The organism is Methylocella sp. CPCC 101449, from assembly GCF_031921685.1.
GTDB lineage: Bacteria > Pseudomonadota > Alphaproteobacteria > Rhizobiales > Beijerinckiaceae > Terripilifer.
The window spans coordinates 1,558,069-1,579,622 of sequence record NZ_JAPDHU010000002.1 but is presented as its reverse complement, the minus strand read 5'-3'; the positions used below and the strand labels follow the sequence as shown (position 1 = coordinate 1,579,622).

Annotated in this window: 33 protein-coding genes; 32 read left to right on the top strand and 1 reads right to left on the bottom strand. The window is 62.1% G+C overall.

Annotation, left to right across the window (positions count from 1 at the left end; translation table 11 throughout):
* Positions 1–22: 22 nt before the first annotated feature.
* From fusA to OIM99_RS18265, 32 genes are all read left to right on the top strand, one after another.
* The gene (fusA, locus tag OIM99_RS18420; RefSeq protein ID WP_311851912.1) at positions 23–2,095 is read left to right on the top strand and encodes an elongation factor G; all 2,073 of its coding nucleotides are present in this window, start codon (positions 23–25) and stop codon (positions 2,093–2,095) included.
* Between the two features lie 34 nt (positions 2,096–2,129).
* Positions 2,130–3,320, top strand: a complete 1,191-nt coding sequence (gene tuf / locus OIM99_RS18415) for an elongation factor Tu (protein ID WP_311851911.1) — start codon at positions 2,130–2,132, stop codon at positions 3,318–3,320.
* 110 nt (positions 3,321–3,430) lie between these two features.
* Positions 3,431–3,739, top strand: coding sequence for a 30S ribosomal protein S10 (gene rpsJ, locus OIM99_RS18410; RefSeq protein ID WP_090697401.1), 309 nt, complete (start codon positions 3,431–3,433; stop codon positions 3,737–3,739).
* 49 nt (positions 3,740–3,788) lie between these two features.
* Positions 3,789–4,502: a 50S ribosomal protein L3 gene (gene rplC, locus OIM99_RS18405; protein ID WP_311851910.1), complete on the top strand. Its 714-nt coding sequence runs from the start codon at positions 3,789–3,791 to the stop codon at positions 4,500–4,502.
* A 3-nt stretch (positions 4,503–4,505) separates the two neighbouring features.
* On the top strand, positions 4,506–5,126 hold the full coding sequence (rplD, locus tag OIM99_RS18400) for a 50S ribosomal protein L4 (protein WP_311851909.1): 621 nt from the start codon (positions 4,506–4,508) through the stop codon (positions 5,124–5,126).
* A complete protein-coding gene (locus OIM99_RS18395; RefSeq protein WP_311851908.1) occupies positions 5,123–5,434 on the top strand; it encodes a 50S ribosomal protein L23 in 312 nt (103 codons plus the stop codon). Before rplD ends, OIM99_RS18395 begins: the two co-directional genes overlap by 4 nt.
* 19 nt (positions 5,435–5,453) lie before the next feature.
* The gene (gene rplB, locus OIM99_RS18390) at positions 5,454–6,293 is read left to right on the top strand and encodes a 50S ribosomal protein L2 (RefSeq protein WP_311851907.1); all 840 of its coding nucleotides are present in this window, start codon (positions 5,454–5,456) and stop codon (positions 6,291–6,293) included.
* Positions 6,294–6,296: 3 nt separating this feature from the next.
* Entirely contained in the window at positions 6,297–6,575 is a 279-nt protein-coding gene (rpsS, locus tag OIM99_RS18385) for a 30S ribosomal protein S19 (RefSeq protein WP_311851906.1), read from the top strand.
* Position 6,576: 1 nt separating this feature from the next.
* Positions 6,577–6,963, top strand: a complete 387-nt coding sequence (gene rplV / locus OIM99_RS18380; RefSeq protein ID WP_311851905.1) for a 50S ribosomal protein L22 — start codon at positions 6,577–6,579, stop codon at positions 6,961–6,963.
* A 10-nt stretch (positions 6,964–6,973) separates the two neighbouring features.
* A complete protein-coding gene (gene rpsC / locus OIM99_RS18375; RefSeq protein WP_311851904.1) occupies positions 6,974–7,726 on the top strand; it encodes a 30S ribosomal protein S3 in 753 nt (250 codons plus the stop codon).
* Positions 7,727–7,755: 29 nt separating this feature from the next.
* A complete protein-coding gene (gene rplP, locus OIM99_RS18370) occupies positions 7,756–8,169 on the top strand; it encodes a 50S ribosomal protein L16 (protein WP_311851903.1) in 414 nt (137 codons plus the stop codon).
* Positions 8,170–8,179: 10 nt separating this feature from the next.
* The gene (rpmC, locus tag OIM99_RS18365) at positions 8,180–8,386 is read left to right on the top strand and encodes a 50S ribosomal protein L29 (protein ID WP_311851902.1); all 207 of its coding nucleotides are present in this window, start codon (positions 8,180–8,182) and stop codon (positions 8,384–8,386) included.
* An 11-nt stretch (positions 8,387–8,397) separates the two neighbouring features.
* Positions 8,398–8,640: a 30S ribosomal protein S17 gene (gene rpsQ, locus OIM99_RS18360; protein WP_311851901.1), complete on the top strand. Its 243-nt coding sequence runs from the start codon at positions 8,398–8,400 to the stop codon at positions 8,638–8,640.
* A 91-nt stretch (positions 8,641–8,731) separates the two neighbouring features.
* On the top strand, positions 8,732–9,100 hold the full coding sequence (gene rplN / locus OIM99_RS18355) for a 50S ribosomal protein L14 (RefSeq protein ID WP_090697438.1): 369 nt from the start codon (positions 8,732–8,734) through the stop codon (positions 9,098–9,100).
* Positions 9,100–9,417, top strand: a complete 318-nt coding sequence (gene rplX / locus OIM99_RS18350) for a 50S ribosomal protein L24 (RefSeq protein ID WP_311851900.1) — start codon at positions 9,100–9,102, stop codon at positions 9,415–9,417. The genes rplN and rplX overlap by 1 nt, the downstream gene beginning before the upstream one ends.
* The gene (gene rplE, locus OIM99_RS18345) at positions 9,410–10,060 is read left to right on the top strand and encodes a 50S ribosomal protein L5 (protein ID WP_311851899.1); all 651 of its coding nucleotides are present in this window, start codon (positions 9,410–9,412) and stop codon (positions 10,058–10,060) included. Before rplX ends, rplE begins: the two co-directional genes overlap by 8 nt.
* A gap of 51 nt (positions 10,061–10,111) precedes the next feature.
* Positions 10,112–10,417 (top strand): 30S ribosomal protein S14, encoded by a 306-nt coding sequence (rpsN, locus tag OIM99_RS18340; protein ID WP_311851898.1) that lies wholly within the window; start codon positions 10,112–10,114, stop codon positions 10,415–10,417.
* Positions 10,418–10,429: 12 nt separating this feature from the next.
* Complete coding sequence (gene rpsH, locus OIM99_RS18335; RefSeq protein ID WP_311851897.1) at positions 10,430–10,822, top strand: 30S ribosomal protein S8; 393 nt, start codon at positions 10,430–10,432, stop codon at positions 10,820–10,822.
* A 16-nt stretch (positions 10,823–10,838) separates the two neighbouring features.
* Positions 10,839–11,372, top strand: coding sequence for a 50S ribosomal protein L6 (gene rplF / locus OIM99_RS18330; RefSeq protein ID WP_311851896.1), 534 nt, complete (start codon positions 10,839–10,841; stop codon positions 11,370–11,372).
* A 12-nt stretch (positions 11,373–11,384) separates the two neighbouring features.
* A complete protein-coding gene (gene rplR / locus OIM99_RS18325; RefSeq protein WP_311851895.1) occupies positions 11,385–11,747 on the top strand; it encodes a 50S ribosomal protein L18 in 363 nt (120 codons plus the stop codon).
* 78 nt (positions 11,748–11,825) lie between these two features.
* Positions 11,826–12,392, top strand: coding sequence for a 30S ribosomal protein S5 (gene rpsE / locus OIM99_RS18320; RefSeq protein ID WP_311851894.1), 567 nt, complete (start codon positions 11,826–11,828; stop codon positions 12,390–12,392).
* A 13-nt stretch (positions 12,393–12,405) separates the two neighbouring features.
* On the top strand, positions 12,406–12,603 hold the full coding sequence (gene rpmD, locus OIM99_RS18315) for a 50S ribosomal protein L30 (protein ID WP_311851893.1): 198 nt from the start codon (positions 12,406–12,408) through the stop codon (positions 12,601–12,603).
* Between the two features lie 12 nt (positions 12,604–12,615).
* A complete protein-coding gene (gene rplO / locus OIM99_RS18310) occupies positions 12,616–13,095 on the top strand; it encodes a 50S ribosomal protein L15 (RefSeq protein ID WP_311851892.1) in 480 nt (159 codons plus the stop codon).
* A 243-nt stretch (positions 13,096–13,338) separates the two neighbouring features.
* Positions 13,339–14,670: a preprotein translocase subunit SecY gene (gene secY / locus OIM99_RS18305; RefSeq protein WP_311851891.1), complete on the top strand. Its 1,332-nt coding sequence runs from the start codon at positions 13,339–13,341 to the stop codon at positions 14,668–14,670.
* The gene (locus OIM99_RS18300; RefSeq protein WP_311851890.1) at positions 14,667–15,254 is read left to right on the top strand and encodes an adenylate kinase; all 588 of its coding nucleotides are present in this window, start codon (positions 14,667–14,669) and stop codon (positions 15,252–15,254) included. Before secY ends, OIM99_RS18300 begins: the two co-directional genes overlap by 4 nt.
* A 237-nt stretch (positions 15,255–15,491) precedes the next feature.
* Entirely contained in the window at positions 15,492–15,860 is a 369-nt protein-coding gene (gene rpsM / locus OIM99_RS18295) for a 30S ribosomal protein S13 (protein WP_311851889.1), read from the top strand.
* Positions 15,861–15,970: 110 nt separating this feature from the next.
* A complete protein-coding gene (gene rpsK, locus OIM99_RS18290; protein WP_311851888.1) occupies positions 15,971–16,360 on the top strand; it encodes a 30S ribosomal protein S11 in 390 nt (129 codons plus the stop codon).
* A 106-nt stretch (positions 16,361–16,466) separates the two neighbouring features.
* On the top strand, positions 16,467–17,483 hold the full coding sequence (locus OIM99_RS18285; RefSeq protein WP_311851887.1) for a DNA-directed RNA polymerase subunit alpha: 1,017 nt from the start codon (positions 16,467–16,469) through the stop codon (positions 17,481–17,483).
* Positions 17,484–17,564: 81 nt separating this feature from the next.
* The gene (gene rplQ / locus OIM99_RS18280; RefSeq protein ID WP_311851886.1) at positions 17,565–17,990 is read left to right on the top strand and encodes a 50S ribosomal protein L17; all 426 of its coding nucleotides are present in this window, start codon (positions 17,565–17,567) and stop codon (positions 17,988–17,990) included.
* A 65-nt stretch (positions 17,991–18,055) separates the two neighbouring features.
* Positions 18,056–18,538, top strand: a complete 483-nt coding sequence (locus OIM99_RS18275; RefSeq protein ID WP_311851885.1) for a GNAT family N-acetyltransferase — start codon at positions 18,056–18,058, stop codon at positions 18,536–18,538.
* Positions 18,539–18,579: 41 nt separating this feature from the next.
* Entirely contained in the window at positions 18,580–19,236 is a 657-nt protein-coding gene (locus tag OIM99_RS18270) for an ankyrin repeat domain-containing protein (RefSeq protein WP_311851884.1), read from the top strand.
* Between the two features lie 103 nt (positions 19,237–19,339).
* On the top strand, positions 19,340–20,749 hold the full coding sequence (locus tag OIM99_RS18265) for a DegQ family serine endoprotease (RefSeq protein ID WP_311851883.1): 1,410 nt from the start codon (positions 19,340–19,342) through the stop codon (positions 20,747–20,749).
* 126 nt (positions 20,750–20,875) lie between these two features.
* Here OIM99_RS18265 and OIM99_RS18260 read toward each other — a convergent pair whose 3' ends face one another.
* Positions 20,876–21,523: a ParA family protein gene (locus OIM99_RS18260; RefSeq protein ID WP_311851882.1), complete on the bottom strand. Its 648-nt coding sequence runs from the start codon at positions 21,521–21,523 to the stop codon at positions 20,876–20,878.
* Between the last annotated feature and the right edge of the window lie 31 nt (positions 21,524–21,554).

Below are 21,554 nucleotides of genomic sequence, written 5' to 3'. Positions count from 1 at the left end.
TCGCGCCGACGAGGACAAGACAATGCCCCGCCAATATCCTCTGGAAGATTACCGTAACTTCGGCATCATGGCTCACATTGATGCCGGTAAGACGACGACGACAGAGCGGATTCTGTACTACACCGGCAAGAGCCATAAGATCGGCGAAGTGCACGATGGCGCTGCGACCATGGATTTCATGGAGCAGGAGCAGGAGCGTGGCATCACGATCACGTCCGCCGCGACGACCGCGATCTGGAACGGCAAGCGCCTGAACATCATCGACACCCCCGGCCACGTCGACTTCACCATCGAAGTCGAGCGTTCGCTGCGCGTGCTCGACGGCGCGGTCTGCGTGCTGGACTCGAACCAGGGTGTGGAGCCGCAGACGGAAACCGTGTGGCGCCAGGGCGACAAGTACAAAGTGCCGCGTATCGTCTTCGCCAACAAGATGGACAAGACGGGCGCCGACTTCTTCCGTTGCCTCGAAGACATCAAGGTGCGCCTCGGTGCGCGCCCGATCGCCATCCAACTGCCGATCGGCGCGGAATCGAACTTCAAGGGTTTAGTCGATCTGGTGCGCATGCGCGCCGTGATCTGGGAAGAAGAATCCCTCGGCGCCAAGTTCAACGACGTTGAAATTCCGGCTGACCTCGCCGATCAGGCGCAGGAATATCGCACGGCCATGATCGAAGCCGCCGTCGAGCTCGACGATGCGGCCATGGAAGCTTACCTCGAAGGCAAGGAGCCGGACGAAGCGACGCTGAAGAAGCTGCTCCGTAAGGCCGTGATCACCGGCGCCTTCTATCCGGTGCTGTGCGGCTCGGCGTTCAAGAACAAGGGCGTGCAGCCGCTGCTCGACGCCGTTGTCGACTACCTGCCGTCGCCGATTGATCGCGGCGCGATCAAGGGCATCGACTACAAGACCGGCGAAGAGACCGACCGCAAGCCGAGCGACGACCAGCCGTTGTCGGTTCTGGCGTTCAAGATCATGGATGACCCCTACGGCATCCTGACCTTCGCGCGCGTCTATTCGGGCACCCTGAGCAAGGGCCAGGCGCTGCTCAACTCGTCGCGTGACAAGAACGAGCGTGTCGGCCGCATGGTGCTCATGCATGCCAACAACCGCGAGGAAATCGCCGAGGCTTATGCCGGCGACATCGTCGCGCTGGTCGGCCTCAAGGATACGCGTACGGGTGAGACCCTGTGCGATCCCAACAAGGCCGTCATCCTTGAGAAGATGGAATTCCCGGACCCGGTCATCGAGCAGGCTGTTGAGCCGAAGACGAAGGCCGACCAGGAAAAGATGACCACGGCGCTCCTCAAGCTCGCCAACGAAGATCCGTCGTTCCGGGTGACCACCGATCAGGAGTCCGGCCAGACGATCATCAAGGGCATGGGCGAACTGCATCTCGACATTAAGGTCGACATTCTCAAGCGCACCCACAAGGTGGAAGTGAATGTCGGCGCGCCGCAGGTAGCTTATCGCGAGAAGGCGACCCGCGACGTCGAGTATGACTATACCCACAAGAAGCAGTCGGGTGGTTCCGGTCAGTTCGCGCGCATCAAGTTCGTGCTTGGCCCCAATGAAGTGGGCAAGGGCGCGGAGTTCGAATCGAAGATCATCGGCGGCGCGGTGCCGAAGGAATTCATCCCGGGTGTCGAAAAGGGCTTCAAGTCCGTTCTCGGTTCGGGCGTGGTTGCGGGCTTCCCGGTCGTCGACGTCAAGATGTCGCTGGTCGACGGCGCCTACCACGACGTTGACTCGTCGGTTCTGGCCTTCGAAATCGCCGCTCGTCAGGGTACGCGCGAAGCGCTGCAGAAGGCGGGCTGCGTGCTGCTCGAGCCGATCATGAAGGTGGAAGTGGTGACGCCGGAAGAACACACCGGTTACGTCATCGGCGACCTGAACTCCCGTCGTGGTCAGATCCAGGGCCAGGACATGCGCGGCAACGCGGTTGTGGTGAACGCCATGGTGCCGCTCGCCAACATGTTCGGTTACGTCTCGAACCTGCGTTCGGGCACGCAAGGCCGCGCCAGCTACACGATGCAGTTTGATCATTACGCGGAAGTGCCGCGTAACGAAGCCGAAAAGATCCAGGCGAAATACGCCTAATAGAAACAGTCGATAGGTTTTAAGGAGCTCCGCAATGGCGAAGGAAAAGTTTGAACGGAACAAGCCGCATTGCAACATCGGCACGATCGGTCACGTTGACCACGGCAAGACGTCTTTGACGGCAGCGATCACGAAGATCCTGGCCGAGACGGGCGGCGCGACGTTCACGGCGTATGACCAGATCGACAAGGCGCCGGAAGAAAAGGCGCGTGGCATCACGATCTCGACGGCGCACGTCGAATACGAGACGAAGAACCGCCACTATGCGCACGTCGATTGCCCCGGCCACGCGGACTATGTGAAGAACATGATCACGGGCGCGGCGCAGATGGACGGCGCGATCCTGGTTGTGTCGGCGGCCGACGGCCCGATGCCGCAGACGCGCGAGCACATCCTGCTGGCGCGCCAGGTCGGCGTTCCCGCGCTGGTGGTGTTCATGAACAAGGTCGACCTGGTCGATGACCCGGAACTGATCGACCTGGTCGAGATGGAAGTGCGCGAGCTCTTGTCGAAGTACGACTTCCCGGGCGACGACATTCCGATCACCAAGGGTTCGGCGAAGTGCGCGCTCGACAACACCAACCCGAAAATCGGCCATGACGCCGTTCTGAAGTTGATGCAGACGGTCGACGAATACATCCCGCAGCCGGAGCGTCCGGTTGACCAGCCGTTCCTGATGCCGGTCGAAGACGTGTTCTCGATCTCGGGTCGCGGCACGGTGGTGACGGGTCGCGTCGAGCGCGGCATCGTCAAGGTCGGTGAAGAAGTCGAGATCGTCGGCCTGAAGGCGACGGTGAAGACGACGGTGACGGGCGTTGAAATGTTCCGCAAGCTGCTCGACTCGGGGCAGGCTGGCGACAACGTGGGCTGCCTGCTGCGCGGCACGAAGCGCGAAGACGTCGAGCGCGGCCAGGTGCTGTGCAAGCCGGGTTCGGTGAAGCCGCACACGAAGTTCAAGGCCGAAGCCTACATCCTGACGAAGGATGAAGGTGGCCGCCATACGCCGTTCTTCACGAACTACCGTCCGCAGTTCTACTTCCGCACGACGGACGTGACGGGCATCGTGACCTTGCCGGAAGGCACGGAAATGGTGATGCCGGGCGACAACGTGACGATGGACGTGGCGCTGATCGTTCCGATCGCGATGGAAGAGAAGCTGCGCTTCGCCATCCGTGAAGGCGGCCGCACCGTCGGCGCCGGCGTCGTCGCTTCGATCGTCGAGTAACAAAAGGTTTTCGCCGCGGCGTCGCAAGGCGCCGCGGGGAGTTCCGGGGGCCTATGTCCCGGTTGTTTTGAGAGAAGCGCCGAGACCGACGGCTGCAAGGGAATGAGAAGATGAACGGCCAGAATATCCGCATACGCCTCAAGGCGTTTGACCACCGGATCCTCGATACGTCGACGAAAGAAATCGTTTCGACGGCGAAGCGGACCGGCGCGCAGGTGCGCGGCCCGATTCCGCTGCCGACGCAGATCGAGAAGTTCACGGTGAACCGTTCGCCGCACGTCGACAAGAAGTCGCGCGAACAGTTCGAAATTCGTACCCACAAGCGCGTCCTCGACATTGTCGATCCGACGCCGCAGACGGTCGATGCTCTGATGAAACTCGATCTCGCGGCCGGTGTGGACGTCGAGATCAAGCTCTAAGGTTGAACCGGGCACCTCTTCAAGAAATGTGCCCTTAAGGACGAGAACAATGCGTTCAGGTGTCATTGCACAGAAGGTCGGCATGACCCGCGTCTTCACAGACGCTGGCGAACATGTGCCGGTCACGGTTCTCAAGCTCGACGGCTGTCAGGTCGTTGCGCATCGGACCAAGGATCAGAACGGCTATACCGCCGTGCAGCTCGGTTTCGGCCGCGCCAAGGTGAAGAATGTTCCGAAGGCGGAGCGCGAGCGTTTTGCGCGCGCGCAGGTCGAGCCGAAGATGAAGCTCGCCGAATTCCGCGTGCCGGAAGAGCAGCTGATCCCGGTCGGTGCTGAGATCACCGCCGATCATTTCGTTGCCGGCCAGTATGTGGACGTCAGCGGCACGACCATCGGTAAGGGCTTTGCCGGTCCGATGAAGCGTTGGAACTTCGGCGGTCTGCGTGCCACCCACGGCGTGTCCGTCTCGCACCGTTCGCACGGTTCGACCGGTCAGCGCCAGGATCCGGGCAAGACCTTCAAGCAGAAGAAGATGGCCGGTCACCTCGGTGCCGAGCGCGTCACGACGCAGAACCTGCGCGTTGTCCAGACGGACGTCGCCCGCGGCCTCGTGCTCGTGGAAGGCGCCGTTCCGGGTCATGCCGGCGGCTACATCTACGTGCGCGACGCGGTGAAGAAGCCGCTGCCGAAGGATGCGCCGCAACCGGGCAAGTTCAAACTGCCGGAAGCAGCAGCCCCCAGCGAAGAAAAGAAGGAGGGCTGAGCCGTGAAAATCGACATTCTGTCCATCGACGGCGCTCAGTCGGGCTCGATCGAACTCAACGACGAGATTTTCGGTCTCGAGCCGCGTGCCGATCTGATCGCGCGCATGATCCGCTACCAGCTGGCGGCGCGTCGCGCCGGCACGCATGCGGTGAAGAATCGCGCGGACATCAACCGCACGACCAAGAAGATGTACAAGCAGAAGGGCACGGGCGGCGCTCGTCACGGCTCGATGCGTGTGCCGCAGTTCCGTGGCGGTGGTCGCGCCTTCGGTCCGGTCGTTCGCAGCCATGCGCATGATCTGCCCAAGAAGGTGCGTGCCCTGGCGCTGCGCCATGCCCTGTCGCAGAAGATGCGCGACGGCGGCCTCGTGGTGTGGCAGTCGGCCGATATCACCGAAGCGAAGACCAAGGCGCTCGCCGCCTCCTTCGCCAAGGCCGGTCTCAACTCCGCTCTGATCATCGATGGCGTCGAGCCGCAGCAGAACTTCTGCCTGGCGGCCCGCAACATCCCGAACATCGACGTACTGCCCGTGCAGGGCATCAACGTCTACGACATTTTCCGCCGTGAGAAGCTCGTGCTGACCAAGGCGGCGATCGAGGCGCTGGAGGCGCGATTCAAATGAGCCAGGCAGCCCGTTTCGCCGATGCTCGTCACTATGACGTAATCGTTTCGCCGGTGATCACCGAAAAGGCGACGATGGCGTCGGAGCAGAACAAAGTGGTCTTCAAGGTCCGCAAGGAAGCCACGAAGACCGAAATCAAGCTCGCGGTCGAGCGGCTCTTCGACGTCAAGGTCGAGAGCGTGAACACCAATGTCCGCAAAGGCAAAAACCGCGTGTTCCGCGGCCGCCGCGGCATTCAGGGCGACGTCAAGCGTGCCGTCGTGACCCTCGCCGAGGGCCACCGGATCGACGTGACGACCGGTCTGTGAGCGGAAAAGGATTGGATCGATGGCACTGAAATCATTCAAGCCCGTCACGCCTAGCCTGCGCCAGCTGGTGATCGTTGACCGCTCTGACCTGTGGAAGGGCAAGCCGGTCAAGACGCTGACGGAAGGCAAGTCGCAGAAGGGTGGTCGTAACAACCACGGCCGCATCACCGTGCGCTTCCGTGGCGGTGGTCACAAGCAGTCGTACCGTCTGGTCGACTTCAAGCGTCGCAAGCTTGATGTCACGGCGACGGTCGAGCGTCTGGAATATGACCCGAACCGCACGGCGTTCATCGCGCTGATCAAGTATGCGGACGGCGAGCTGTCCTACATCCTGGCGCCGCAGCGCCTGTCGCCGGGCGACACCGTCGTCTCCGGCAACCAGGTCGACGTGAAGCCGGGCAATGCGATGCCGCTGTCGAACATCCCGGTGGGCACGATCGTGCACAACATCGAGATGAAGATCGGCAAGGGTGGCGTTCTGGCCCGTTCGGCCGGCACCTACGCCCAGATCGTCGGTCGCGACCAGGGCATGGTGATCATGCGCCTGAACTCGGGCGAGCAGCGTCTGGTCCACGGCCAGTGCTTCGCGACGATCGGTGCGGTGTCGAACCCGGACCACATGAACATCAACCTCGGCAAGGCGGGTCGTAACCGCTGGCTCGGCCAGCGTCCGCACAACCGCGGTGTCGTCATGAACCCGGTCGACCATCCGCACGGCGGTGGTGAAGGCCGCACCTCGGGTGGTCGCCATCCGGTGACCCCGTGGGGCAAGCCCACCAAGGGCAAGAAGACCCGTTCGAACAAGTCGACGGATAAGTTCATCGTGACCTCGCGTCACAAGAGCAAGAAGAAGGGCTAAGCCATGACGCGTTCGATCTGGAAAGGTCCGTTCGTCGACGGCTATCTGCTCAAGAAGGCAGAAACGTCGCGCGCCTCCGGCCGCTCCGAAGTCATCAAGATCTGGAGCCGCCGCTCCACGATCCTGCCGCAGTTCGTCGGTCTGACGTTCGGCGTGCACAACGGCCACAAGCATATCCCCGTGAACGTCAACGAGGACATGATCGGCCATAAGTTCGGCGAGTTCGCGCCGACCCGTACTTTCCATGGCCACGCCGCCGATAAGAAGGCGAAGAGAGGCTGATATGTCGAAGCCGAAACTGGAACGTAAGCTCGGCGAGAACGAGGCCAAAGCGGTGGCGCGCATGCTGCGCGTCAGCCCGCAGAAGCTGAACCTCGTTGCCCAGCTGATCCGCGGCAAGAAGGTTGAGACGGCGCTCGCCGATCTCGAGTTCTCGCGCAAGCGGATTTCGGGCGAAGTGCGTAAGGCGCTGCAGAGCGCCATCGCTAACGCCGAAAACAATCACTCGCTCGATGTGGACGATCTGGTCGTCGCCGAAGCGCATGTTGGCAAGGCCATGGTCATGAAGCGTTTTCATGCCCGTGCTCGCGGCCGCGCCGGCAGCATCGAAAAGGCCTTTTCGAACCTGACGATCGTGGTTCGCGAAGTCCCCAGCGAAGCGAAGGCCTGAGGAGAGAACGATGGGTCAGAAAGTCAATCCGGTCGGCCTGCGCCTCGGCATCAACCGCACCTGGGATTCGCGTTGGTTCGCGGGCCGTGGCGAATATGCCAAGCTGCTGCACGAAGACCTCGCCATCCGCGAGACGCTGATGAAGGCGCTCAAGCAGGCGGCGGTGTCGAAGATCATCATCGAACGCCCGCACAAGAAGTGCCGCGTGACGATCCACTCGGCTCGTCCGGGCGTTGTGATCGGCAAGAAGGGCGCGGACATCGACAAGATCCGCAAGATGGTGTCGAAGCTGACCGACTCGGAAGTCGTCATCAACATCGTCGAAGTGCGCAAGCCTGAAATCGACGCGACCCTGGTCGCCGATTCGATCGCTCAGCAGCTCGAGCGCCGCGTCGCCTTCCGTCGCGCCATGAAGCGTGCCGTGCAGTCGGCCATGCGTCTGGGTGCCCAAGGCATTCGTATCAACTGCTCGGGCCGTCTCGGCGGCGCCGAAATCGCCCGTCTGGAGTGGTATCGCGAAGGTCGCGTTCCGCTGCATACGCTGCGCGCGGACGTCGATTACGGCGTTGCCACCGCGCACACGGCTTATGGCACGTGCGGCATCAAGGTGTGGATCTTCAAGGGCGAGATCCTCGAGCATGATCCGATGGCGCAGGACAAGCGCCAGAGCGAACTGGATGCCGGTGGTGGTGGCGGCGAACGCCGTCCGCGCCGGGAAGGTCGTGAAGGCCGCGAAGGCCGCCATAACCGCGACGCTGCGTGAGCGCGAAGCGGATACTGAGAGCTTAAGTCATGTTGCAACCCAAGCGCACCAAATTTAGAAAGGCCTTCAAAGGCCGCATCCATGGCAATGCCAAGGGTGGCTTCGAGCTCAACTTCGGCCAATTCGGCTTGAAGGCTCTTGAGCCGGAGCGTATCACCGCGCGTCAGATCGAGGCGGCCCGCCGCGCGATGACCCGCCACATGCGCCGTGCTGGCCGCGTGTGGATCCGCATTTTCCCGGACGTGCCGGTGTCGAAGAAGCCGACCGAAGTGCGCATGGGTAAAGGCAAGGGCGCGCCGGAATTCTGGGCCGCGCGCGTCGCGCCGGGCCGTATCATGTTCGAGATCGACGGCGTGCCCGTTGAGCTCGCTCGTGAAGCGATGACTCTTGCGGCGGCCAAGCTGCCGATCAAGACGCGCTTCGTGCAGCGCATCGCTGAGTAAGGGGGACGAGATGAAATCCAACCAACGCGTCTCCGATCTTCGCGCCATGACGGAAGATCAGCTCGTGGACGAAGTGCTGAAGCTGAAGAAGGAGCAGTTCAACCTGCGCTTTCAGCGCGCTACCGGCCAGCTCGACAACACGTCGCGCGTCCGCGTCGTGCGTCGTGACATCGCCCGCGCCAAGACGCTGGCGGCGCAGAAGCGCAGCGGAAAGTAAGGACAAACGAGATGCCGAAGCGAATTCTCCAGGGCGTCGTCGTGAGCGACAAGCAGGCCAAGACGATCGTCGTCAAGGTTGAACGCCGTTTCACGCACCCGCTGCTCAAGAAGACCGTGCGTCGTAGCAAGCACTACCATGCGCACGATGAGAACAAGGCTTACAAGGTTGGCGATACCGTCTCCATCGTGGAGTCGAAGCCGATCTCGAAGCTGAAGCGTTGGACCGTCGTCGAGGCGGAAACCAAAGCTTAAAGAGTGGTCAAGGGAGCCCCGGCTCCCTTCAGGCGTAGTCCGGGGCGGGTAGCCGGTCCGGAAACCGATCTGAGAAGGAAGGCTTGAAGCCATGATTCAGATGCAGACCGCCCTCGATGTGGCGGATAATTCGGGTGCACGACGTGTAATGTGCATCAAGGTGCTCGGCGGCTCAAAGCGCCGTTACGCCGGTGTGGGTGACATCATCGTCGTCTCCATCAAGGAAGCCATTCCGCGCGGTCGCGTGAAGAAGGGCGACGTGATGAAGGCCGTTGTCGTGCGCACCGCCAAGGACATCAAGCGCGCCGACGGTTCGGTGATCCGCTTCGATTCCAATGCCGCCGTTCTGATCAACAATCAGAGCGAGCCGGTCGGCACCCGTATCTTCGGGCCGGTTCCGCGCGAGCTGCGCGCCAAGAACCACATGAAGATCATTTCGCTCGCGCCGGAGGTGCTGTGATGGCCGCGAAGATCAAGAAGGGCGACAAGGTCGTTCTCCTCACAGGTCGCGACAAGGGCCGTTCGGGCGAAGTCGTGCGCGTGATGCCGACCGAAGAACGCGCCATCGTGCGCGGCGTCAACATGGTCCGCCGTCACCAGCGCCAGACCCAGACCCAGGAAGGTGGCATCATTTCCAAGGAAGCCTCCGTCCATCTGTCCAATCTCGCCGTCGCCGATCCGAAGGATGGCAAGCCGACGCGCGTTGCGTTCAAGATTCTCGACGACGGCCGCAAGGTTCGTGTCGCCAAGCGTTCCGGAGAAACGATCGATGGCTGAAGCTACGACCGAAAAGCCCGCAAAGGGTAAGGCGAAGCGCGGCGAGGCCGCGGCTCCCGCCAATGTTGCGACGGCTGAATCGCTGGCGGTGCCGAAAGGCTATACGCCGCGCATGCGCAAGCACTACGACGAAGTCGTGCGTCAGCAGATGATAGAGCAGTTCGGTTACAAGAACGCGCTCGAAGTGCCGACGATCGAGAAGATCGTCATCAACATGGGCGTTGGCGATGCCGTCAACGACACCAAGAAGGTGACGACCGCGGCTGGCGACCTGGCCCTCATTTCCGGCCAGAAGCCGGTTGTGACCCGGGCCCGCAAGGCGATCTCGACCTTCAAGGTGCGCGAGAACATGCCGATCGGCGCCAAGGTGACTTTGCGCAAGACGCGTATGTACGAGTTTCTGGACCGTCTGGTGACGATCGCGCTGCCGCGCATTCGTGACTTCCGCGGCCTGAATCCGAAGTCGTTCGATGGCAATGGCAACTATGCCATGGGCATCAAGGAACACCTGGTGTTCCCGGAGATCGACTACGACAAGATCGATTCGGTGATTGGTATGGACGTGATCGTGTGCACGACCGCCAAGACCGACGACGAGGCGCGCGCCCTGTTGCGCGCATTTAACTTCCCGTTCCGGCAGTGAGGCCTGGGAAATCCCTTTCGGGTCTCAAACGCGGAATCAAGAGGTAGGCTCATGGCAAAGAAGAGCGCAGTACAGAATCAGAAGCGCAAGGAAAAGCTGGTGAAGAAGTTCGCCGGTCGCCGCGCGCGTCTGAAGGAAATCGTGAATGACGAATCCCTCAGCATGGAAGAGCGGTTCGAGGCATCCCTGAAGCTGGCGCAGGTGCCGCGCAATTCGTCGGCGACGCGCTTGCGCAATCGCTGCGAAGTGACGGGCCGTCCGCGCGCGTTCCATCGCAAGATGAAGATGTCGCGTATCGCCGTCCGGGAATTGGGCTCGAAGGGCCTGATCCCTGGCTTGGTCAAGTCAAGCTGGTAAGGGAGCGCGATCATGAATGATCCTTTGGGCGATATGCTCACCCGTATCCGTAACGCGCAGATGCGCCGCAAGAGCTCGGTCAACACGCCGGGTTCGCGCCTGCGCGCCAACGTGCTCGAAGTCCTGCGGGACGAAGGCTACATCCGTGGCTATTCGACCACCGACTACGGCAATGGCCGTTCGGAGTTCGAAATCGAGCTGAAGTATTATGAAGGCGAGCCGGTGATCCGTCAGATCCAGCGCGTCTCCAAGCCCGGCCGGCGTGTTTACGCCGCCGTTTCGCAGATGCCGCGTGTCGCCAACGGCCTCGGTATCACCATTGTTTCGACTCCGAAGGGCGTCATGGCCGACCATTCTGCGCGTGAGCAGAATGTCGGCGGTGAAGTGCTCTGCCGGGTCTTCTGAGCGAGGACAGATCATTATGTCTCGTGTCGGCAAGAAGCCCGTCGCCATCCCCACCGGCGTGACCGCCAAGGTCGATGGCCAGAATGTCGCCGTAAAAGGCGCCAAGGGCGAACTGAAGTTCGCGGTTCCCCAAGAGATCTCCGTCGCCCTCGATGGCGGCGCGATCAAGGTTGATCCGCGTGGCAATTCCAAGCGTGACCGTGCCATGTGGGGCATGTCGCGCGCCATGATCGCCAATCTGGTGACCGGTGTGACCAACGGCTTCGAAAAGAAGCTCGAGATCACCGGCGTCGGTTACAAGGCGGCCGTGGTTGGCAAGAACCTGCAGCTGTCGCTTGGTTACAGCCACGACATCAACTATCCGATCCCGGCTGGCATCGCGATTGTGACGCCGCGCCCGACGGAAGTGACGATCACGGGTATCGATCGTCGTCAGGTTGGCCAGGTTGCCGCCGAAATCCGCTCGCTGCGTGGTCCCGAGCCCTATAAGGGCAAGGGCATCAAGTATGCCGGCGAGTTCATCTTCCGCAAGGAAGGCAAGAAGAAGTAAGGAGACGCAGCGATGGCGAACAATGCTACGGCCACCGCCCGCCGCAAGGCGCGCGTCCGCCGCTCAATCCGTGCCCGGGCTTATGGCAAGCCGCGCTTGTCCGTGCACCGCACGTCCAAGCAGATCTACGCGCAGATCATCGACGACGAGAAGGGTGCGACGCTCGTCGCCGCCTCTTCGCTCGAAAAGGATCAGCGCTCGGCTCTCAAGACCGGCGCCAATGTGGATGCCGCCAAGGCGATCGGCAAGCTGATTGCCGAACGTGCCGCCAAGGCTGGCATCAAGGACGTCGTGTTCGATCGCGGCTCCTACATGTATCACGGCCGCGTCAAGGCGCTGGCCGAAGGCGCCCGCGAAGGCGGCCTTAACTTCTAAGTGTTTCCCGCGCCGGAACGGTGCGGGCGATCCCAGCGAGCGGTTCAGACCGAACCGCGCAAGTGACGGAAAGAGAATATGGCAAGAGATTCTGAAGGCGGTGGCCGCCGCGATCGCGAAGAGCGCGATAGCGAGTTCGTCGACCGTTTGGTTCACATCAACCGCGTTGCCAAGGTGGTGAAGGGCGGCCGTCGTTTCGGCTTCGCTGCTCTCGTCGTCGTCGGCGACCAGAAGGGCCGCGTCGGTTTCGGCCACGGCAAGGCGCGTGAAGTGCCGGAAGCGATCCGCAAGGCGACGGAAGCCGCCAAGCGTGGTCTGATCCGCGTGCCGCTGCGCGAAGGCCGCACGTTGCATCATGACGTGCGTGGCCGTCACGGTTCGGGCCGCGTCGTCGTGCGTGCCGCTCCGGCCGGTACCGGCATCATCGCCGGCGGTCCGATGCGCGCCGTTTTCGAAACGCTCGGCGTTCATGACGTCGTCGCCAAGTCGCAGGGGTCGTCCAACCCCTACAACATGGTGCGCGCCACGTTCGACGCATTGAAGCATGAGGATTCGCCGCGCACGGTTGCCGCGCGCCGCAACCTCAAGGTTTCGGTCTTGCAGTCGCGCCGTCAGGGCGTCGATGCAGACGCGACCGACGCGTGAGGAGGGCAGTCCCATGGCAAAGTCTTCCAACAAGCAGATCACGCTCGAACAGACCAAGAGCCCGATTGGCCGTCCGCTCGAACAGCGCGCGACCTTGAAGGGTCTCGGCCTGAACAAGATCGGTCGCCGTTCCTCGGTTGAGGACACGCCGGCGGTTCGCGGCATGGTCGCAAAAGTTGCGCACCTCGTGCGCGTCGTCGACGGCAAGTAAGGAGTCCGGGCGATGAAACTCAACGACATCAGGGACAATCCCGGTTCCTCCAAGGAACGTACCCGCGTCGGCCGTGGTATCGGCTCTGGCAAGGGCAAGCAGTCGGGCCGCGGCGGCAAGGGCCAGACCGCGCGTTCGGGCGTGCGCATCAAGGGCTTCGAAGGCGGTCAGATGCCGCTGCATCGTCGCCTGCCGAAGCGCGGCTTCAATGCGCCGTTCAGCACCGACTACAACGAGGTCAATCTCGGCCGCGTGCAGCAGGCGATCGAAGCCGGCAAGCTCGACGGCGCCAAGACAGTGACTTTGGAAGCGCTGATCGCGGCGGGCGTATGCTCGAAGGCGCGTGACGGCGTCAAGCTGCTCGGCAGCGGCGAATTGAAGGCGAAAGTGGCCTTCGAAGTGGCCGCCGCCTCGAAGTCGGCCATCGCTGCCATCGAAAAGGCTGGCGGTAGCGTCAAATTGTTGAACGCAGCCCCGGCCGAAGGCGCTTGATCCGCAGTTTTGCGGGCTTTTCAATCAAGCCCGGAACCGCCATATGAGTTCGGACGGGGCGTAAGGTTGAGGCCTTTCGCCCCGTTCCCGTGTTCTAAGGCAATCATGCTTTCATCGAAACGCGATTGCCGGGAATCTTGGGTTTGACGCGTCTTCAAGGCGTTTGGCGGTTCCGCCAAACTTTGAAACGCTATAGCGACACATTGCATTTCGGCGCCGGTCCGGCGCCATCGGAGCGGAAATATGGCATCGGCAGCCGAGCAGCTCGCAGCCTCCATCAACTTTTCGGCCATCGGCAAGGCCGAGGAACTGAAGAAGCGAATTTGGTTCACCCTCGGCGCGCTGATCATCTATCGGCTCGGCACCTATATTCCGCTGCCGGGCATCGACCCGGTGGCCTTTGAACAGAGCTTCACCGGCCGTCAGCAGGGTGTGCTGGAACTGTTCAACATGTTCGCCGGCGGCGCCGTGCAGCGCATGGCGATCTTCGCCCTCAACATCATGCCTTACATTTCGGCATCGATCATTCTGCAGCTTTTGACGTCAGTCGTTCCGTCCTTCGAAGCGCTGAAGAAGGAAGGCGAGCAGGGCCGCAAGGTCATCAACCAATACACGCGCTACCTGACGGTGGTGCTGGCGATTTTCCAAGCCTGGGGCATTTCCATCGGCTTGCAGGGGCAGGAGGGCGTGGTCGCCAATCCGGGCCTGTTCTTCCAGATTTCGACGGTGATCTCGCTGGTCGGCGGCACCATGTTCCTAATGTGGCTCGGTGAGCAGATCACCGCGCGCGGCATTGGCAACGGTTCTTCGCTGATCATCTTCGCGGGCATCGTGGCAGCCTTCCCATCGGCCATCGTCTCGACCTTGGAACTGGGACGGCAGGGCGCGCTCAACACCGGCCTGATCATCTTCGTGATCATCATGGCGCTGTTCGTCACCGCCTTCATCGTGTTCATGGAGCGCGCGCAGCGCCGTCTGCTGATCACCTATCCGAAGCGCCAGGTCGGCAATCGCATGTACGAAGGCCAGACCTCGTTCCTGCCGTTGAAGATCAACACTGCCGGCGTCATTCCTCCGATCTTCGCCTCGTCGCTGCTGCTGCTGCCGACGACTTTGGCGAATTTCTCGGCGCCGGAGGCGACCGGCTGGCTGGCGACGATCAACGCTTATTTCGCCCATGGCCGGCCGCTCTACATGCTGTGCTACATCGGGCTGATCGTCTTCTTCGCCTTCTTCTATACGGCGGTCGTGTTCAACCCGACCGAGACGGCGGACAATCTGAAGAAGCACGGCGGCTTCATCCCCGGCATCCGCCCGGGCGAGCGCACGGCGCAATATATCGACGAAGTGCTGACGCGCATTACGGTGATCGGTGCTGCCTATCTTGCGGCGATCTGTCTGTTACCAGAAATGCTTATTTCCTACGCAGCGCTGCCGTTCTATTTCGGTGGTACGTCGCTCCTGATTGTCGTCAGCGTGACGATGGATACAGTGGCGCATATCCACGGTCATTTGCAGGCCCAGCAATATGAGGGTCTGGTGAAGAAGGCGAAGCTGCGGGGAAGAAGGCGATGAGATTGATTCTGCTTGGTCCGCCTGGAGCCGGTAAGGGCACGCAGGCTGAGCGGTTGATGAAGAAGCACGGGATACCGCAGCTCTCGACGGGGGACATGCTGCGGGCTGCCGTGAAGGCGGGCACGCCGGTCGGTCTCAAGGCCAAAGCCTTGATGGATGCCGGCAGCCTGGTCCCCGACGACGTGGTGGTCGGTATCATCGCCGACCGGCTGAACGAGGACGATGCCCATAACGGCTTCATTCTCGACGGCTTTCCGCGCACGGTGGCGCAGGCCGAGGCGCTGGACAAAATGCTGGCGCAAAAGGACATGGCGCTCGACGGTATTGTCGAGCTGAAGGTCGATGAAACGGCTCTGCTGGCCCGAATCGAGAAGCGGGCCCGGGAAACCGTGGCGGCCGGCGGGACGGTGCGGGCGGACGATAATGCCGAGGCCTTCAAAAAGCGCCTGCAGGACTATCGCGCCATGACGGCGCCGGTTTCTGCCTATTATGCCAGCCACGGCGCCCTGAAGGCTGTCGACGGCATGGCCGCCATCGACAGTGTGTCGCAAGCGATCGACGAGGCCCTGTCGGCCAAGGCGTAAGGAACTCGCAAAGCGGCCTGGCAAACTCCCGTTTTCGGGCTTGACAGGCGGCTTTTTGCGTTGACGAGGGCGCTCATAATCCCTATATGAGCGCCATCATCGAAACCGAATGGTCCGGTGGCCTCTGGCATGAGGCTGCGGGACTGTTTGCACGTTGAAAATCCCCTGCAAGGGCCGGCCTCCACCGGACGCAGGATCACCCAGTGCCAGCCACGGCTGGCCGACATGGAGAGAGCAATGGCACGTATTGCCGGTGTAAATATTCCCACGAACAAGCGCGTTGTCATCGCGCTGCAGTACATTCACGGCATTGGCGCGAAGAACGCCGGTGAGATCTGCGAGAAGGTCGGCATTCCGGCCGAGCGTCGCGTGTCGCAATTGACCGACGCGGAAGTGCTGCAGATCCGTGAAACCATCGACCGCGATTACATGGTCGAAGGTGACCTGCGTCGTGAAGTGGCCGTCAACATCAAGCGTCTGATGGACCTTGGTTGCTATCGCGGTCTGCGTCATCGTCGTCAGCTGCCGGTTCGCGGCCAGCGCACGCACACCAACGCCCGCACCCGCAAGGGCAAGGCGAAGCCGATCGCCGGCAAGAAGAAGTAATTCCGTTCGGCGGCGCCTTTTCGAAGGCGCCGCTTTTTGCCGGCTTAGCCGGCCAACAGTGAGCCCTAGCGCCTGGAATGACGGGCGCGCCAGAAGGACAGAGAGTATCAATGGCTAAAGAAGCACAGCGCGTTCGTCGTCGTGAACGCAAGAACATCGCGTCGGGCGTCGCTCACGTGAACTCCACGTTCAACAACACCATGATCACCATTTCGGACGCGCAGGGCAATACGATTGCCTGGTCGTCGGCCGGCACGATGGGCTTCAAGGGTTCGCGTAAGTCGACCCCCTATGCCGCGCAGATGGCGGCGGAAGACGTGGCGCGCAAGGCCTCGGAACATGGCGTGCGCACCGTGGAAGTTGAAGTTTCGGGTCCGGGCTCCGGCCGTGAATCGGCTCTGCGCGCTTTGCAGGCCGCCGGCTTCACCGTCACCTCGATCCGCGACGTGACGCCGATCCCGCACAACGGCTGCCGCCCGCGCAAGCGCCGCCGCGTTTGATTTCCATTTGGCTGCGCCATCGACGGGTGGCGCGGTCTTTATGCCCGACACCGTGAGGCCATGGTCGACGGACCGATATGCCCACGGGCCATAGAAAGGCGCAGTCGTGATTCAGAAGAACTGGCAAGAACTCATCAAGCCGACCAAGCTCGACGTGACGCTTGGCGACGATCCGAAGCGTTTCGCGACGGTCGTGGCCGAGCCGCTGGAGCGCGGTTTCGGTTTGACGCTCGGCAACGCCCTGCGTCGCATTCTGTTGTCGTCGCTCCAGGGCGCTGCGATCAGCTCCGTCCATATCGACGGCGTGCTGCACGAGTTCTCCTCGATCCCCGGCGTGCGTGAGGACGTGACCGACATCGTCCTCAACATCAAGGACATCGCCGTCAAGATGCAGGCCGATGGGCCCAAGCGCATGATCCTGAAGAAGCAGGGTCCGGGCGCCGTGACCGCTGGCGACATCACGCTGACCGGCGACGTGCAGGTGCTCAATCCCGAGCTGGTGATCTGCAACCTCGACGAGGGTGCGGAAATCCGCATGGAATTCACCATCACCGGCGGCAAGGGCTATGTGCCGGCCGACCGCAACCGCGCTGAAGATTCGCCGATCGGCCTCATCCCGGTCGACAGCCTGTTCTCGCCGGTGCGCAAGGTCAGCTATCGCGTCGAGAACACCCGCGAAGGTCAGATCCTCGACTACGACAAGCTGACGATGACGATCGAGACCAACGGCGCCATCAACCCGGAAGATGCTCTGGCCTATGCCGCGCGCATCCTGCAGGACCAGCTCAATGTCTTCGTGAACTTCGACGAACCGAAGCGCGAAGAAGCTGCCCCGTCGATTCCGGAACTGGCGTTCAATCCGGCGCTGCTCAAGAAGGTCGACGAGCTCGAGCTTTCGGTGCGTTCGGCCAACTGTCTCAAGAACGACAACATCGTCTACATCGGCGACCTCATCCAGAAGTCGGAAGGCGAAATGCTGCGCACGCCGAACTTCGGCCGCAAGTCGCTCAACGAGATCAAGGAAGTGCTGGCGCAGATGGGCCTGCATCTCGGCATGGAAGTGCCGGGCTGGCCGCCGGAAAACATCGAAGAGCTGGCCAAGCGCTTCGAGGAACATTACTGATCCCTCTCCCCGCATAGGGCGGGGAGCATAAGGAACGGCCGACCCTTGGCACGGCGGCCGTAAAAACGAAGGAGTAGAGCCATGTATCACGGACGCGCTAAGCGCCGTTTCAATCGGACGGCCGAACACCGCAAGGCGATGTTCGCCAACATGTGTCAGGCGCTCATCAAACACGAGCAGATCGTGACCACGCTGCCGAAGGCCAAGGACCTGCGTCCGGTCGTCGAGAAGCTGGTGACGCTGGGCAAGCGCGGCGACCTGCACGCCCGCCGTCAGGCGATCTCGCAGATCAAGGACGTCGATCTCGTCAAGAAGCTCTTCGACGTGCTCGGCCCGCGCTACAAGACCCGCAACGGCGGTTATACGCGCGTCCTGAAGGCTGGCTTCCGCTATGGCGACAATGCCGCGATGGCCGTGATCGAATTCGTCGATCGCGATCCCGATGCGCGCGGCAAGGATTCCGGCCCGGTCGAAAGCGAGCGTGAAAACGCCGCCGCCGCTGCCTGATCTCAGTCGGTATCAAGAATTGAGAGAGCGGCCACTGGCCGCTCTTTTCTTTTGTGGAGACTTTGATGCAGATCAGAAGTGCGCAGGCCCGTGATCGCGCCGACATCTGGCGCATCCTAGAACCGGTGATCCGCGCCGGCGAGACCTACGCACTGCCGCGCGACATGAGCGAAGACGGTGCTCTGGCTTATTGGCTCGGCGATGATCGCAAGACCTTCGTTGCGGAAGAGGATGGCGTCGTTCTTGGCACTTATTATCTGCGCGCCAATCAGATGGGCGGCGGCGCCCATGTCGCCAACTGCGGTTATGTGACGGCGGCGGAAGCGACAGGGCGGGGGATTGCGCGCCGCATGTGCACGCATTCCTTGCAGCAGGCGCGCGAGCTTGATTTTCGTGCCATGCAGTTCAATTGCGTCGTCAGCACCAATGCAGGTGCCGTGCGTCTGTGGCAGGCGATGGGTTTCGAGACCGTCGGCCGTTTGCCAGGCGCCTTTGCCCATCCCGTTCACGGTTTTGTCGACGCGTTTGTGATGTTCCGCGCGTTGTGAAGAGTGGATCGCAATGCGATGATCATGGCCGAGAGGGAGCCATGAAGTTTGCGATCGTTGTCCTATCGTTTCTTTTTGCGCAGGTGGTGATGGCGCAACCTGTTTCGCCCCAGCGTTTGCATGAGGCCGCGACCCGCGGCGACACGAAGGCAATCGCCGCCGCGCTTGATGGCGGCACGCCTGTGGATGCAACCGATCGCAGCGGCCAGACGGCCTTGCTGTTGGCTGTCACCGCCGGACAGACGGAAGTCGCGCGCCTGCTGTTGCAGCGGGGCGCCAGCGTCAATGCGCAAGCGGTCAATCACGATACGCCTTGGCTGCTGGCGGGCGCTTTGGGGCGCACAGCCATTCTGGAACTCATGCTGTCGCACAAGCCGGATCTGTCGCTGCGCAACCGCTTTGGCGGCAGCGCCCTGATTCCGGCCTGTGAGCGCGGCCATGTGGAAACCATCCGTCTGCTGACGACCAAGTCGGGCATCGACGTCAATCTGGTCAACAATCTGGGCTGGACCTGCCTGCTCGAGATCGTGATTCTGGGCGATGGCGGGCCCCGGCATGTGGAGGCGACGCGGCTGGTGCTCGCGGCCGGCGCCAACGTCAATCTGGCCGACCGCGATGGGGTGACGCCCTTGGCCCACGCCCGCCGTCGGGGGCAGTCGGCCGTGGCACAACTGCTGGTGGCCGCCGGCGGCAAATAGCCGCCTGTCAGGGGGCCTGACGGAATGTATTTTTGGCTCGCGCGATTGAGCGGGCAGGGGTTCAAACCTATATTTTTCGAATCGATCTTTTGGGAAACCGCTCATGCTGTTGCGTCTCGCCGTCCTCCTTTCGCTGCCGTTGATTGTGGTGCCTGCCCTGGCCCAAGCCCCGGTGCCGGCTCCGACACGGCAGGTTCCCGAAAGCCGGCAGCAACTGGTGCTGTCCTATGCGCCGATCGTGAAGCGCACGGTGCCAGCGGTTGTGAACGTTTATGCGTCGCGCACCGAGAAGCCGTCGTCCAATCCGCTGTTCGACGATCCGTTCTTCCGCCAGTTCTTTGGGCAGGGCGGCCGGCCGCAAACCCAGCAGTCGCTCGGCTCCGGCGTGATCGTCGATCAGGAAGGTCTGGTCGTCACCAACAACCACGTCATCGAAGGCATGACGGATGTGAAGGTGGCTTTGTCTGACCGGCGCGAGATCGACGCCGAAATCGTGCTGCGTGATCCGCGCACCGACCTGGCGATCCTGCGGCTGAAGAGCGGCAAGGATTTCCCCGCCCTCGACATGGGCGATTCCGACGCGCTCGAAGTGGGCGACGTGGTGCTGGCCGTCGGCAATCCCTTCGCCGTTGGCCAGACGGTGACGCAGGGCATCGTCTCGGGGCTGGCGCGCACTCAGGTCGGCATCACCGACTACGGCTTCTTCATCCAGACCGACGCGGCGATCAATCCGGGCAATTCCGGCGGTGCGCTGGTCGATATGGAAGGGCGACTCGTAGGCATCAATTCGGCGATCTATTCGCGCTCCGGCGGTTCGGTCGGCATCGGCTTCGCGATTCCCGTGAACATGGTGAAGGTCGTCCTGGCGACGGCAAAGGGTGGCGGGCGGCAGGTGCGCCGCCCGTGGCTCGGCGCCACCTTGCAGAGCGTATCGCGCGAGATCGCCGAATCTATTGGCCTCGACAGGCCCACGGGTGCGCTCGTCGCCGATGTCATCGGCAAGAGCGCGGCTGAAGCTGCCGGCTTGAAGCGTGGCGATGTGATCGTTTCGCTCGACAATCAGCCGGTGGTCGATCCCGAAAGCCTGGGCTTCCGCCTCGGCACCAAGAGCGTGGGCGGTACGGCCTCCTTGAGCATTCTGCGCGGCGGCAAGCCGCTCGTCCTGCCGCTGAAATTGCAGGTCGCGCCGGAAGATCCGCCGCGCGAAGAGGTCAAGATCGGCCCCGGCCGGTCGCCGTTCGTCGGTGCGACGCTGGTCAATTATTCGCCGGCGATCGGCGAGGAATTCTCCGTCCATGGCGTGCGTGAAGGTGTGGTCGTCATCGATGTCGAGGACGGCTCCAACGCGCAATCGCTCGGCTTGCAGAAGGGCGATGTCGTCGTTTCGATCAACGATGTGAAGATGCTGCGCACCAAGGACATGCAGAGCGCCACGTCGCAGCGGCGTCTGTTCTGGCAGATTACGATTGGCCGTGGCGGCCAGCTCTTCACCACCGTTATCAACGGTGGTTAGGGTCTTTCACCGTTTCTTGGAAACGGTGAAAGATTTCCAGCACCCAGTTCGCAAAAAAAAAGCCGCTATAAACGAAAAAAAGCCCGGGCCGTGGCCCGGGCTTTGCCGTTCTTGAGGGGATCTCGGTTAAGCCGCGCGACGCGCGGGCGTGCTCTTGCCGACGCGGCGCTTGAGCGACGACCAGAGCTTGCGGATCTCTTCAGCCGCTTCGCTGGAGGGATGCAATTCGGTGACACCGAGACCGAGGCGCGAAGCTTCCTGATAGTCGACGCGCGAGGCGATCATCGGATTGAGCAGGCCGCCCATGGCTTCCAGCGCCTTGGCACCCTGTTCGACACGGGCGCTCTGCTGGGCCGGCGGACATTGATTGAGCAGGAAGGCATATTCCCGGCGCAGCGCACGCAGCTGCTTGCGGGTCGTTTCGCTGGCCCACAGGTCGAAGACATTGGGACGAGCCGGAATGATGCAGATGTCGGCGACTTTCATCGCCGCCTGGGAGGCAGGCGAATCGGTGCCGGGCGTATCGATGATGACGGTGGTGACGCCGGCCTTTTCCATGGCGGCAACGGCGCTCGCCAGCTTGCCGGGCGTGAATGTGGTGACGCCGATGTTCTTTTCTTCGCGAACCTTGGCCCAGCGGGTGAGCGAGGCCTGCGGATCCATGTCGACGACGATGACTCTTTCGCCGGTTTCCGCCGCCGCGACTGCGAGAGACGAAGCAATGGTACTCTTACCCGAACCGCCCTTTTGGGTGACCAAAGCAATAATTCGCATATTATGTCCCCTGTTTCCTGACATCCCTTAT